The following is a 12,297-nucleotide window of genomic DNA, read 5'->3' on the forward strand; positions in this document are numbered from 1 at the left end:
CTGGGAGGATGGCGTGTTGACGGCTTCGACGTCATGCCCGTGTGTCCGTGTGCCCGCAAGTCCCCATGCCGGTATGCCCGTACGCCCGTACGCCCGTCTGTCCGCGTCTTTCGTGCCTCCGGGAGGACCCGTGAGTACCGCACGTTCCCTGTTCCGCCTCCGCCTTCGCGCCGGCGTGCGCCCCGCGACAGCCGCGCCCCGCCCACCGGTCCGCGCCTGGGCGGCGCTGGTCGCCCTCGTCTGCCTGCTGGCGTTCCCGACGGGCGCGGCGGCGGCCCAGACCGCCGGAGCGCCGGCCGGGGTGCCGCCGCACGCACAGCCGGTGGGGGCGCCGACCGACGCCGTTCCGCTGGTGGCCGGCGGTGACACCGTCTATTCGGACGCCGGCGTTTCCTGCACGGTCGTGGTCAACCTCGCCATCGGCGACGACCGTTTCGGACTGCTCCCCGGCACCTGCACCGACGGCTTCCCGCACTGGTACGCGGACCCGGGGCTGACGGTGCCGATCGGGCCCACCACCAGCGGCGTGTTCCCCACCCACGGGCTCTTCGCCTACGAGAACCCGGCCGTCCCCGTCGAGCGGACCCCCAACTGCGGCGGCGCGCCCCTCACCTCGGCCGGCAACCCGACCGTCGGCCAGACCGTCACCCGCGGCGGCACCACCACCGGCTGCCACAGCGGAACGGTCACCGCCCTTAACGTCACGATCAACTTCGGTGGCGGCGTGGTCGTTACGGGACTGATCCAGACCAACCTCTGTATGGAACCGGGCGACCGCAACGGCCCGCTCACCTCGGGCACCACACTGCTCGGCATCCCCGTCGGCGGCAGCGGCAACTGCTCCAGCGGCGGCACCACCTACTACCAGCCGGTGCCCCAGGTGCTCGCCCAGTACGGCGCGAGCCTCGTGTGAACGCGCGGGAGCCGGTCAGTACTCCTCGCCGTCCCGCACCTCCTGGAGGTACGCGTTGGCCGAGGCGCCCTCGTCCACCAGGTCGGGAGCCAGATCGAGCGAGGCGAGCCACGAGGCGCCGCGCCCCTCGGCCGGCTCCCAACGCTCGGCGATGACGCGCTGCTTGTCCTCGGGCTGGCCCTCCATCCACCGCCGGTTCTCGGGGCTGAGCTGCCGCAGGAAGTGGGCGAGCGGATCAACGGACATGGCCGGTCCCTCCTGACTCCGACCCGCGCGGGCCGGCTACTGGGCGAGCCACCAGCGTGGCCGAACGGCACGGCCCGCGCGGGCCGTGCCGTTCGGCGCCGGCCGATTCTCACCCGGCCGGCGGCACCGTTAACCGATGGCCCCGACACCCGGTCCGCGTCAGGCTGAAGCCATGAAGAACCGCCGGACCCCACCGACCGACCTCGACGAGCTCCGCCGCTGGGAGCGTTCCGGCCGGCCCCTCAAGTACCTCTGCTTCTGGGGCCACCGCGCCGGCCGGAACGACGCCCCGGGGCCCTGGGTCCTCAGCCAGTGGTGGGCCGCGCCGTTCACCGTGGACGGCGTCGGCTACCCCAGCGCCGAGTCCTACATGATGGTCGGCAAGGCGAGGCTCTTCGGGGACGAGGAGACCGCCGCCCGCATCCTGGCCGCTCCCCACCCCGGCGCGGCCAAGGCCCTGGGCAGGCAGGTCGCGCGCTTCGACGAGGAGACCTGGCGCGCCGGCCGCATGGGGATCGTCGTCCGGGGCAACACCGCCAAGTTCGCCCAGCACCCGGCGCTGCGCGACTACCTGCTCGCCACCTCCGGCCGCGTCCTAGTCGAGGCGAGCCCCGTCGACCGCGTCTGGGGCATCGGCCACGCGGCCGACGACCCCCGCGCCACCTCCCCCACCCGCTGGCGCGGTCAGAACCTCCTCGGCTTCGCCCTGATGCGCGTCCGCGAGGCACTGGCGAAGGGGGATGTCGCGGACAGCGGAAAATAGGCCAACTGCCGGACGCCCGACCGTTTCTGACGTTATCGTTCGCGCACACTGAGCGACACGTGACGGTGCGGTGAAGGGGCTGGGGGCATATGCGGGAGATGGTCAAGGGTGGGAACGTCGGTCTGGCCTCGCTGAGCGAGCACGCCGGCGCGGTGGTGGTCGGCCCCCTGGAACGCGGGGCCGGCCGTCGGTGATCCCCGCCCCCCGCTCGGGGCGGGGGGCGGGTCCGGGGGCTGAGCGAACGAGCCCCGGGGAGTGCCCCCTCAGTGGCGCATCAGGGAGCGGACCATGCGGCAGGTGGTCGTCGACGGCGGATGGACGCCGATCAGCGGGGCGATGGCGCGTATGCGCTCGTCGCTGGCGCCGGCCGGATGGTAGACGCCGGTGTCCAGCAGGGCCGTGGCCAGGCGCAGCGCCTTCAGCCTGCGGTTGTGCGACTCGTACCAGGCGCGCGGCTGCCCGGCGGGCAGCCGCTTTCTGCGCAACTCGGGGGCGGTCGGGGAAGAGAGCGGAATCTCCAGCGGAAGGGGTGTCACGACAGCGGCCATCGGTACCTCCGGGAACGACGGCTGACCATTCGAACACTGTCGATTCTACGGGCCACCACTGACAATCCCCGCTGGTCAACGACCGTGCGGGGGACGGGAGCCACTCCTGGGACGAGATACGGGGGAAGGGGTCGGAAGAGGTCAGGGAGAGAGCGGAAACAGAAGCCTTCCGGCGCCCGCCGGTCCGTCCCGGTCGGAAGTGGACACCTCCCGACCGGGACGGACCCGCGAACCGCGAACCGAACCCGCGAACCGAACCCGCGAACCGGACCCGCGCCTCAGGAAAGCCCGCCCCGCAACTCCCGGGCCGCGCCCACCAGATGCGTCAGCGCGTCACGCACCTCCGGCCACCCCCGGGTCTTGAGGCCGCAGTCCGGGTTGACCCACAGCCGTTCCGGCGGGATCGCCGCGAGACCGGCGCGCAGCAGGGCGACGACCTCCTCCCGGTCCGGCACGCGCGGCGAGTGGATGTCGTAGACGCCGGGGCCGACCTCGCGCGGATAGCGCGCCGCCGCCAGCTCGTCGGCCACCCGCATGTGCGAACGCGCCGCCTCCAGGCTGATCACGTCCGCGTCCAGGTCGTCGATGGCCTGGAGGATGTCCCCGAACTCGGCGTAGCACATGTGCGTGTGGATCTGCGTCGCGGCGGTCACCCCGCCGGTGGTGAGCCGGAACGCCTCGGTGGCCCACGCCAGATACTCCGGCTGGTCGGCCGCGCGCAGCGGCAGCGTCTCGCGCAGCGCCGGCTCGTCGACCTGGATCACCGCGGTGCCGGCGGCCTCCAGGTCGCCGACCTCGTCCCGGAGGGCGAGCGCCACCTGCCGCGCGGTCTCGCCCCTGGGCAGGTCGTCGCGGACGAACGACCAGGCGAGCATCGTGACGGGCCCGGTCAGCATCCCCTTGACCGGCCGGTCGGTGAGCCCCTGGGCGTAACGGGTCCACTCCACCGTCATCGGCGCCGGCCGCGAGATGTCGCCGGCGAGGATCGGCGGGCGGACGTAACGGGTGCCGTAGGACTGCACCCAGCCGTGCTGGGTGGCCAGATAGCCGGTGAGCTGCTCCGCGAAGTACTGCACCATGTCGTTGCGTTCGGGCTCGCCGTGCACCAGCACGTCGATACCCGCCTTCTCCTGGAAGGCGATGGTCTCGCGGATCTCCTGCCGCACCCGTTCCTCGTAGCCCGCCGCGTCCAGCCGGCCGGAGCGCCGTTCGGCACGCGCGGAACGAAGCTCGGTGGTCTGCGGAAACGAGCCGATGGTGGTGGTCGGCAACGGCGGCAGCGCCAGCCGGGCGCGCTGGGCGACGGTGCGCTCGGCGTAGCCCTCGGCGCGACGGGTGTCGGCCGGCGAGACGGCCGCCGCCCGCGCGCGGACCGCCGCGTCGTGGGTGATCGGCGAACCGGCGCGGGAGGCCAGATCGGCCCGGTTGGCGGCGAGTTGGGCGGCGACGGAGTCGGCTCCCTGGGCCAGCCCCCGCGCGAGCGTGACGATCTCGGTGACCTTCTGGCGGGCGAACGACAGCCAGCGAAGGATCTGCGGGTCGATGTCCCGCTCGGCGGCGGCGTCCAACGGAACGTGCAGCAACGAGCAGGAGGAGGCGACGTCGACGCGGTCGGCCAGGCCGAGCAGGGTGGCGAGCGTGGAGAGCGAACGCTCCAGGTCGTCGATCCACACGTTGCGCCCGTTGACCACGCCGGCGACCAGCCGCTTGCCGGGGATGCCGCCGGCGGCGGCGAGGTCGTCGAGGTTGCCGGCGGCCGGGCCGGTCAGGTCCAGGGCCAGGCCGTCGACGGGGGACTTGGCCAGCACGGGCAGGGCGGCGCCCAGCCGGTCGAAGTAGGAGGCGACCAGCAGCCTCGGCCGGTCGTCGAGGGTGCCGAGCAGGCGGTAGGCCCGTTCGACCGCGGCGAGTTGGGCGGGCGTGCGGTCCTGGACCAGGGCCGGCTCGTCGAGCTGCGCCCACTCGGCGCCGCGGGCGCGCAGGTCGGCGAGGACCTCGGCGTAGACGGGCAGCAGCCGGTCCAGCAGGGTGAGCGGGTCGAAGTCCTCGGCGACGCCCGGGGCCGGCTTGGCGAGCAGCAGATAGCTGACGGGGCCGAGCAGCACGGGACGCGCGGACAGCCCGAGCGCGAGCGCCTCGCCCAGCTCGTCGCACTGCTTGCGCGAGTCGGCGGCGAAGACCGTGTCCGGCCCCAACTCCGGGACCAGATAGTGGTAGTTGGTGTCGAACCACTTGGTCATCTCCAGCGGCGCGACCTCCTGCGTGCCGCGCGCCATCGCGAAGTAGCCGTCCAGCGGGTCGGCGTCGTAGGCGGCGCGGTGGCGGGGCGGGATGGCGCCGACCATGACGGTGGTGTCCAACACGTGGTCGTAGAGCGAGAAGTCGCCGGTCGGCACCTCGTCCAGGCCGGCGTCCGCGAGCTGGACCCAGGTGGCGGCGCGGAGTTCGGCGGCGGTCTCCAGCAGGGGGGCGGCGTCGATGCGGCCCTTCCAGTAGCGTTCGATCGCCTTCTTCAGCTGGCGGTCGGGACCCTGGCGGGGGAAGCCGTGGACGGTGGCCCGTACTGCCGCGGCTGCGGGCTTGGCGGTCAAGGAACTCTCCTTCGCGAGACAACTCCCGTGCGGTCGGAGACCCGACACGGGCGCGAAGGCGTGACGACGGCGGTGCTCCGCGCTGCCGTGAGGCACGCGACGGACACGCGTCGTGTTCACGCGACCCGCCCACGAGGTCACCGAACCTCCGCGCGCGGGGCTCGCGCGCGGGCAGTGGCAGGTCTTCGGACTCGCGGGCGACCGTGCCGGAACGCCGCTCGCCGTGCGAGCGCGCCTGGCGCGGACCTACTGACCGTCGCTTCCCAGACCCGGCCGGGCCCAGTGCGTGTGACGGCGGTCGTTCCCACTCACCGCTGCGGGGCAGTCCCGGATTCCCACCGGGTTCCCTCTTGCGACGCGCCTGCCTGGCGGGCAGGGCGAACCAGCTGCGTTCCTCAGCCTATCCCGTACGCCCCGGGTTGAACCGGAGCCGTGGGGGTGGAACGGGGAGGGGCGGGAGAGGAACGCGTTCGTGGGCATACCGTTCCGGTGCGCGAGACCCGCTCGTTCGTCGGTCGGACTCGCTTCACGCGATCCATGGACGCACCGGGGGAAGCAATGACATCCACCGTCTCGGCACGGCGCACCGTTCTGGTCGTCGCGCACACGTTGGTCTACGCGCAACGGGTACGGCAGGCGGTGGGGCTGGTGGAGTCCGACCCTCGTGTCCACGTCACGTACGCGGTGGCGCCGCACCCGTTCGGTCGCGGCGTCCGGCGTTGGCTGAAGGAGGATCAGGGGGTCGACGTGATCGCGTGGGAGGAGGCCAGGCAGAGCCCTTTCGATCTCGCGTTGCTCGCCGGCTCGCGCGGGATGCACGAACTGAAAGCGCCCGTGCTGCGGATGCAACACGGCGGAGGGAACATCAAGGCCCTCCGGCCGTCCGCCGGGAGCACTGCGAACGAGATCGAGGCGCCGTCCACGCTTACTCGGCGCTATCTGACACACGACGGCCAGCTGGTGCCCTCGATACTCGCGCTGGCGCACCGGGACGACCTGGAGCTGCTCGCGCGCTCCTGCCCGGAGGCGCTCGACGTGGCGCGGGTCGTCGGCGATCCTGCCTACGACCGGGTGCGGGCGGCACTGCCGCACCGCGAGCGCTACCGGACGGCGCTCGGCCTTCGGTCGTGGGAACGGCTGCTCCTGGTCAGCTCCACGTGGGGCGGCGCTTCCTCCTTCGGCTGGTGTCACACGCTGCTACCGAAGCTGCACCGCGAACTTCCGGCCCACACACGGATCGTCCTGTTGCTTCACCCCAACATCCACGCGGCTTACGGCGGTCCCCGGAAGCTCAGACGGTGGCTGGGCGACGCGCTCGGCGAGCGTGTGGCGTTGGCACCGCCGGAGACGGCCTGGGAGGGACTGCTCGTGGCCGCGGACTGGGTCATCGGCGACCACGGCTCGGTGACCAGCTACGCGGCGTTGACCCGGCGGCCGGTGCTGCTGGGCCGCTTCACCGGCGGGGGCGTGGTCACGGGCTCGACCGCGGCGACGCTCAGGCGCGCGGCACCGGCGCTTTCCGAGGCCCGCCCGCTCACCGAGCAGCTGGGCCACGCGCGCGACGCCTACGACGCCGACGCGCATCTGCGGGTCGCCCGCCAGCTCACCTCCGAGCCGGGCCGGTTCCACACCCTGATGCGAGGAGTGATCTACGAACGGTTGGGACTGGACGAGCCGCCGTTCGCCACCGCGATGTTCCCGGCGCCCGCACCCGCGCCGCTGGCGACGTGGGCGGGCAGCGGGCGGGCCGCCTCGGTGCGCGGTGCGCGGGGAGGTCGCGACACGCTCCCGACCGGCCGCTTGTCCTCCGGAACGGCCAGGTGAGTCGGCGCCGGTGCCTCCCCGTTCACAGCGAGCGCAGCCGCCCGCTCAGGCGTTCGGTGTCGCGCGCGCTCACGGACTCGTAGAGGTCGCGGGACCGCTCGTATCGGGCGGCGGCCTCGGCTGGCGCCCCGTGGTGCTGCGCCACCTCGCCCAACAGCTCCCAGACCCTGGCCTGCCAAGGGGCAGCGCCCGTCGCCCCGAACTCGCGAAGCGCCCGCCGCAGCCGTCGCTCGCCCGCACGCCGGTCACCGCCCAGGCCGGTGGCCCTCCCCAGCAGGGCCAACGCACGGGCGGCGTCATACGCGTCGCGCACCTCGGCCAGCCTCACCCTCGCCGCTGCCAGGAGTGCCATCGCCCGCGTGTACTCGCGGGTCTCGATGGCCACCTCGGCGAGCGACACCTGGCTCAGCGCCGCACCTCTCCGGTCCCCGCTGGCCTCACGCAGCGCCAACGCGTCGCGCAGTCGTTCGGTCGCCGCCGCGTACTCGCCCAACCACAGGTACGTGTTGCCCAAGCCCTGGAGTGCCTGGGCCTGCTGGCGCCGGTCGTTCCTCTGGCAGGCCAACGTGTAGGCCGCCCCGTACCACTCGGCCGTCTCTTCGTGTAGCCCGGCGTTCCGCAGGGCGGCGCCGCCTGAGGTCAGCATCCGGACCTGGCCAAACGTATCGCCGTCGCGCTCCGCGGCGTCGCGGCCGATCTCATGCGCCTCCACCCAGATCAGGGCAGGGCGGAGCCGGGCGAAGAGCGGGTGGAGTGCGTCGACCAACTGCCAGCACACGCGGTACCGGCCCGTAGCGCCAGCCAGCCGGACGGCTTCCATCAGTACGTCCTGTCGCCGGTCGAGCCAGCGGACGGCCTGCCCCTCGTCGGCGAACCCGGAGACGGACGGCAGGGAGTGAGCGCATGCGCGCGACGCGTGGTGACTAGGGGTGACAATCCGGTCCGCCTCCGTCGCCATCGCCAGACACCAGCCGAGGAAGCGGTCGAGCAGCGACTCCCGCCAGGGCTCCTCGACCAGGGCGCGTTCCCTGGCGTGAGCGCGGACGAGGACATGCGCGCGGTAGGCGCCGCACCGCAGGCGGGCCACCAGGCTGGCGTCCACCAGCACGCCCAGGGCGATCTCCGCCTCCGTCGTCGGGATTCCGGCAGCCGCCCCGACCATTGCGGGCTCAAAAGCTGAGGCCGGCAGGAGCCCCAAGGCACGGTAGACGCTGGCGCACTTGGTCGAGAGCAGCCGGTAGGACGCATCGAACGCGCGCCGGACAGCCCCCTCGTCGTCCACCAGCGGGTCGAGCACCGCACCCTCCTCGGACAACCGCTCCGCCAGCGCCGCGGCCGATTCCCAGGGGCGCACGGCGAGATACCCGGCGGCCAGACAGACGGCCAGCGGGAGGCGTCCGCACCGTTCGACCACGCTCAGCGCCGCCTGCCGTTCCCTGGCCACCCGCTCTCCGCCGCCCGCCCGGTACAGCAACTCCACGGCCGCCTCCTGGCCCAGCACGTCGAGTTGGTGACTTCGCGCCCCGTCGCGGACGAGTCCTGGCAGCTGCCGACGGCTGGTCACGACGAGCAGGCAGTCGGCCGAACCCGGGATCAACGGGCGCACCTGCGCCGGGTGGAGGGCGTCGTCCACGAAGACGGCGGCCCGCAGGTCGCTGGTCAACGTGCGCCACTGGGCCACCCGGTTGGCCAGCCCCGAGGGCACGTCGACGGCTCCCCACGCATGGAGAAGCTGTTCCAGCGCCTCTTCCGGCTCGACACGTCCGTGCGGACCGTGGCCCCTGAGGTCGACGAAGAACTGGCCGTCGGGGAAACACCCGTGAACCATGCCCAACCAGCCGAGGACCAGCGTCGTCTTACCGACCCCTGCCTGCCCGCTCACCACGATCAACCGCGGCGCGCCCGGGTGGCCATGGCCGCGAAGGTCTTCGAGCCGGGCGAGATCGGCCTCCCGCCCGCCGAAGTGCGCGGAGATGGGCGGCAGTTGACGGGGCGTCCGCAAACAGTCGACCACGCCGACCCCGTGCAGGTGGATGCCCCCGCGAATCTCGCCGGCCTGCACGCTGGCCCCGTGGACCTGGGCTAAGTCACTCAGCTTATTGGTGTGCCGCATGTTCCTCATGATGAGTAACTGAACCTCCCGCGACGATTCACTCGAACGGGTTCCGGCCACGGGCTTTCCCGCTTGTCGATCGGCCGCTTGCCCGACCGGCCCCAGTCGGCCCCGCCCCGAAGCACATGCTCAGAACCCCGCGTGGTCCGACGCGAAGCCGCGTTGACAGACCACGACGCAACGGAGCCTCCGCCATGCAACGGAACCCCACCGGCTCCCTCCGAGAGCAGAATGGCCGATACCCACGCCCGCGTCGATACGTCCGCTTCCCCCGCATCCGCCAACTCGCTGCGCCACAGGGGGCGTTCGCACTACGCTGCGAGAGGTCACGGTCCGCGATCCGGGGAACGCGCCGCGGCGCCTGGCCGGTTGTCGCCGGGTGGTCGCACCCGGGTGCGGGGTCGGGTGAGTGTCGGAGGGGGCTCCCATGTCGGCTGGTCATGTCGCCGCCACGGCCGGCCGGATGCTGCTGGGGGCCAGGCTGCGCGCGTTGCGTCGGGCGGCCGGGATGTCGCTGGCCGCGGCGGCGTCCGTGCTCGACGCTGAGCCGGAGGCGGTGCGTCGGCTGGAGGAGGGCCGCGCCGAGCTGGCCCCCGGCCGGCTGGGGGCGCTGCTCGCCGCCTACGGCCGCCTCGACGCCGCCGGCACCGCGCGGCTGCTGGCGCAGGCCGAGCGCGCCAACACGGCGGGCTGGTGGGAGCGTTACCGCGACGTGCTGCCCGACTGGCTGGCCGACCATGTGGGGCTTGAGGAGCACGCCCAGCTGATCCGCGTCTACGCGCCGGCCGTGGTCCCCGACCTGCTCCAGAGCCCGGCCTACGCCTCGGCGCTGCTCCGCCGCCAGCATCCGGGCGACTCGGCGCAACGCCTGGCGCGGCGCTTGGAGTTGCTGCGCCGGCGGCAGGCCGTGCTGGAGCGCGCCGAGCCCCGGCCGCCGGCCGTGTGGGCGTTGGTGGAGGAGGCCGCCCTGCGCCGGCGGGTCGGCGGCCCCGCCGTGCTGCGCGAGCAGTTCGCCCATCTGCGGCGGCTGGTGGAACGCCCCGGGTTCACCATCAGGGTGGTGCCGCTGCACACCGCCCACTCGGCGCTGCTCTGCGGCCCCGTGCGCCTGCTCCGCTACCGGCCCTCCGAGCTGCCGGACCTCGTGCTGTTAAGTACGCTGGGGGGCGCCGAGATCTGTGAACGGCCCCAGGTCGTCCGCCAGTACCTGATGGCGCTCGACTCCGCCGCCTCCGTGCGGGACAGCGTGCCGATCACGGACTGGATCGCCAAGTGGGAGGACAAAGCCGTTGCTTGAGGAACAGATCGACCCGAACAAGCCAGATCCGGCGCGGGTCTATGACTGGTTCCTGGAGGGCAAGACCTCCTACCCGGCGGACGAGCAGGCCGGCCAGTACATCGCCGGCATCTGGCCGGGGGTGAAGACGGCCGCCAGGGCGAACCGGGCCTTCATACACCGCGCGACGCGCTGGCTGGCCGAGGAGGCCGGCATCCGGCAGTTCCTGGACATCGGCACCGGCATTCCCACCGAGCCCAACCTGCACCAGATCGCGCAGGGCGTGGCGCCCGAGTCCCGCATCGTCTACACGGACAACCGGTTGATCGTGCTGCGTTACGCCGAGGCGCTGATGCAGGGCACCACGGAGGGGCGCACCGCCTATCTGCACGCGGACTTCTTCGACCCGCCGAGCATCCTGGAGAGCCCCGAGCTGAGCGAGGTCCTCACGCTGGACCGGCCGATCGCCCTGTGCCTCAACGCGCTGCTGCACTACATCGCCGACGACGCCGAACGCGGTGTGCCCGCACACGAGTTGGTCGCCGAGTACGTGCGGGCGCTGCCCTCGGGCAGCTATCTGGTGGTCACCCATGTGACCGGTGACTTCGACCCGCCGACGTGGCAGCGCATCGCCAACGTGGACCGCAACGCGACCGGGCAGATGGGCCAGGTGCGGAACAAGGCGGAGATCCTGCGGTTCTTCGACGGCCTGGAGCTGGTCGAGCCGGGGCTGGTCCCGCCGCAGGACTGGCGCCCCGACGGGCCGGTGCCGGCGGAGGCCACCCACGAGACGGTCTCCATGTGGGCCGGCGTCGCCCGGGTGCCCTGACCGGCGGCACGGGCGCTCCTCGACGAGACGCGGAAGTGGCCGCCCCCGGCCCGGAGAAGGCCGGGGGCGGCCACTTCACGTCCGGGCACGTCGACGTCCCGGGAAGGGAACGGCGGCCCCGGGCCGGGGGCGAGGCGAGCCCGGGGGCAAGGCGAGGCGAGCCTGAGAGCGAGCCGAGGCGACCGTCCAGAGCCGTCGAGCTGGCCGACCGGCCGACCGGCCGACCCGGCCGGGCTCAGCCGATGGCGACCGTCTTGGCCGACTCCAGCAGCGCCAGCAACACCCGCTTGCTGGACTCTCGTTCGCGCACGTCGCACATCACGACGGGCGCCGGGTTGCGCAGGTTGAGCGCCGCGTTGACCTCCTCGGCGGTGCACTCCCTGCGTCCGTAGAAGCAGTTGATGCCGATGGCGAACGGGATCTGGCGCTGCTCGAAGAAGTCGACGGAGGCGAAGCTGTCCGCCAGCCGGCGCGGGTCGGTCAGTACCACGGCGCCGAGCGCCCCCGCCGCCAGGTCGTCCCACATGAACCAGAAGCGCTCCTGGCCCGGGGTGCCGAAGAGGTAGAGCACATGCTCGGTGTCGAGCGTGATCCGGCCGAAGTCCATGGCCACGGTGGTGGTGGTCTTCTCCGGGATCTGCGCCAGGTCGTCGACGCCGACGCTGGCCTGCGTCATGTACTCCTCGGTCTCCAGCGGGGGTACCTCGCTCACGGAGCCGATCATGGTGGTCTTGCCCACGCCAAAACCACCGGCGATGAGGATTTTCAGCGCCGTTGGCATGGCCAGCTGCGAACCCCCCTGCTGGCTATAGCCTGCGGATTCCATTGATGACCCTCTCCAGTAGTTCCACACTGGGGGCTGACGCCTCATGACTCGGCTTTTTGACAGCAATCATGGACTTGTCGAGCAGATCCCCGCAGAGCACTTTCACCACACTGGCCGGCAGGTCAAGCCGCGCCGCGATTTCGACGATCGCCAGTGGGCGTTCCTGAGTTAAATCGAGGATGGCGGTCAACTCCGGCTGCTCACGGCGCCTGTCCAGGGTACGCGAGGCCGGCATGGCGACCACCAGGGTGATCAGGGCGAAGTCAGATCCTTCCGGGGACGTGCGGCCCCCGGAAATCGCGTACGGGCGGACGAGGTATCCGGACTCCTCGTCGAACCACGAAGATTTCTTCCTCCCGACCCCCACC

At 72.4% G+C, this 12,297-nt stretch carries 11 protein-coding genes and 1 riboswitch; of the genes, 5 read left to right on the forward strand and 6 right to left on the reverse strand.

Annotation, left to right across the window (positions count from 1 at the left end; translation table 11 throughout):
* Nucleotides 1-130: 130 nt before the first annotated feature.
* Nucleotides 131-913 carry a S1 family peptidase gene (locus tag FH715_RS02010; protein ID WP_139640219.1) on the forward strand — a complete coding sequence of 261 codons (783 nt, stop codon included), beginning with the start codon at nt 131-133 and terminating at the stop codon, nt 911-913.
* Between the two features lie 15 nt (nt 914-928).
* Here FH715_RS02010 and FH715_RS02015 read toward each other — a convergent pair whose 3' ends face one another.
* Nucleotides 929-1,159 (reverse strand): hypothetical protein, encoded by a 231-nt coding sequence (locus tag FH715_RS02015; protein ID WP_139640220.1) that lies wholly within the window; start codon nt 1,157-1,159, stop codon nt 929-931.
* A 172-nt stretch (nt 1,160-1,331) separates the two neighbouring features.
* On the opposite strand from FH715_RS02015, the gene FH715_RS02020 reads away from it, so the two are divergent.
* Entirely contained in the window at nt 1,332-1,922 is a 591-nt protein-coding gene (locus FH715_RS02020; RefSeq protein ID WP_139640221.1) for a riboflavin biosynthesis intermediates N-glycosidase, read from the forward strand.
* A 263-nt stretch (nt 1,923-2,185) separates the two neighbouring features.
* Here the strand turns inward: FH715_RS02020 and FH715_RS02025 are convergent, their stop codons facing one another.
* Nucleotides 2,186-2,470, reverse strand: coding sequence for a hypothetical protein (locus FH715_RS02025; protein WP_139640222.1), 285 nt, complete (start codon nt 2,468-2,470; stop codon nt 2,186-2,188).
* A 278-nt stretch (nt 2,471-2,748) separates the two neighbouring features.
* Nucleotides 2,749-5,061, reverse strand: a complete 2,313-nt coding sequence (metE, locus tag FH715_RS02030; protein ID WP_139640223.1) for a 5-methyltetrahydropteroyltriglutamate--homocysteine S-methyltransferase — start codon at nt 5,059-5,061, stop codon at nt 2,749-2,751.
* 175 nt (nt 5,062-5,236) lie between these two features.
* Nucleotides 5,237-5,446, reverse strand: a riboswitch (cobalamin riboswitch).
* A 173-nt stretch (nt 5,447-5,619) separates the two neighbouring features.
* Here metE and FH715_RS02035 point away from each other — a divergent pair.
* Complete coding sequence (locus tag FH715_RS02035) at nt 5,620-6,885, forward strand: hypothetical protein (RefSeq protein ID WP_139640224.1); 1,266 nt, start codon at nt 5,620-5,622, stop codon at nt 6,883-6,885.
* Nucleotides 6,886-6,907: 22 nt separating this feature from the next.
* On the opposite strand, the gene FH715_RS02040 is transcribed toward FH715_RS02035, so the two are convergent.
* Entirely contained in the window at nt 6,908-8,998 is a 2,091-nt protein-coding gene (locus tag FH715_RS02040; RefSeq protein ID WP_139640225.1) for a tetratricopeptide repeat protein, read from the reverse strand.
* A 427-nt stretch (nt 8,999-9,425) separates the two neighbouring features.
* Here FH715_RS02040 and FH715_RS02045 point away from each other — a divergent pair, with 427 nt between their 5' ends.
* Both FH715_RS02045 and FH715_RS02050 read left to right on the forward strand, forming a co-directional pair.
* Nucleotides 9,426-10,295 carry a DUF5753 domain-containing protein gene (locus tag FH715_RS02045; protein WP_139640226.1) on the forward strand — a complete coding sequence of 290 codons (870 nt, stop codon included), beginning with the start codon at nt 9,426-9,428 and terminating at the stop codon, nt 10,293-10,295.
* On the forward strand, nt 10,288-11,103 hold the full coding sequence (locus FH715_RS02050) for an SAM-dependent methyltransferase (protein ID WP_139640227.1): 816 nt from the start codon (nt 10,288-10,290) through the stop codon (nt 11,101-11,103). Before FH715_RS02045 ends, FH715_RS02050 begins: the two co-directional genes overlap by 8 nt.
* 235 nt (nt 11,104-11,338) lie before the next feature.
* Here FH715_RS02050 and FH715_RS02055 read toward each other — a convergent pair whose 3' ends face one another.
* The gene (locus FH715_RS02055) at nt 11,339-11,929 is read right to left on the reverse strand and encodes a GTP-binding protein (protein ID WP_139640228.1); all 591 of its coding nucleotides are present in this window, start codon (nt 11,927-11,929) and stop codon (nt 11,339-11,341) included.
* Nucleotides 11,910-12,296, reverse strand: a complete 387-nt coding sequence (locus FH715_RS02060; protein WP_139640229.1) for a DUF742 domain-containing protein — start codon at nt 12,294-12,296, stop codon at nt 11,910-11,912. Before FH715_RS02060 ends, FH715_RS02055 begins: the two co-directional genes overlap by 20 nt.
* Between the last annotated feature and the right edge of the window lies 1 nt (nt 12,297).

Source organism: Streptomyces sedi (assembly GCF_006335015.1).
Taxonomy (GTDB): Bacteria; Actinomycetota; Actinomycetes; order Streptomycetales; family Streptomycetaceae; genus Streptomyces; species Streptomyces sedi.

What these genes read in the sequence shown, in the direction of transcription:
- FH715_RS02015 (WP_139640220.1), bottom strand. Translation starts at nt 1,159, where the DNA reads ATGTCCGTTGATCCGCTCGCCCACTTCCTGCGGCAGCTCAGCCCCGAG.
- FH715_RS02020 (WP_139640221.1), top strand. Translation starts at nt 1,332, where the DNA reads ATGAAGAACCGCCGGACCCCACCGACCGACCTCGACGAGCTCCGCCGC.
- FH715_RS02025 (WP_139640222.1), bottom strand. Translation starts at nt 2,470, where the DNA reads ATGGCCGCTGTCGTGACACCCCTTCCGCTGGAGATTCCGCTCTCTTCC.
- FH715_RS02035 (WP_139640224.1), top strand. Translation starts at nt 5,620, where the DNA reads ATGACATCCACCGTCTCGGCACGGCGCACCGTTCTGGTCGTCGCGCAC.
- FH715_RS02040 (WP_139640225.1), bottom strand. Translation starts at nt 8,998, where the DNA reads ATGCGGCACACCAATAAGCTGAGTGACTTAGCCCAGGTCCACGGGGCC.
- FH715_RS02045 (WP_139640226.1), top strand. Translation starts at nt 9,426, where the DNA reads ATGTCGGCTGGTCATGTCGCCGCCACGGCCGGCCGGATGCTGCTGGGG.
- FH715_RS02055 (WP_139640228.1), bottom strand. Translation starts at nt 11,929, where the DNA reads ATGGAATCCGCAGGCTATAGCCAGCAGGGGGGTTCGCAGCTGGCCATG.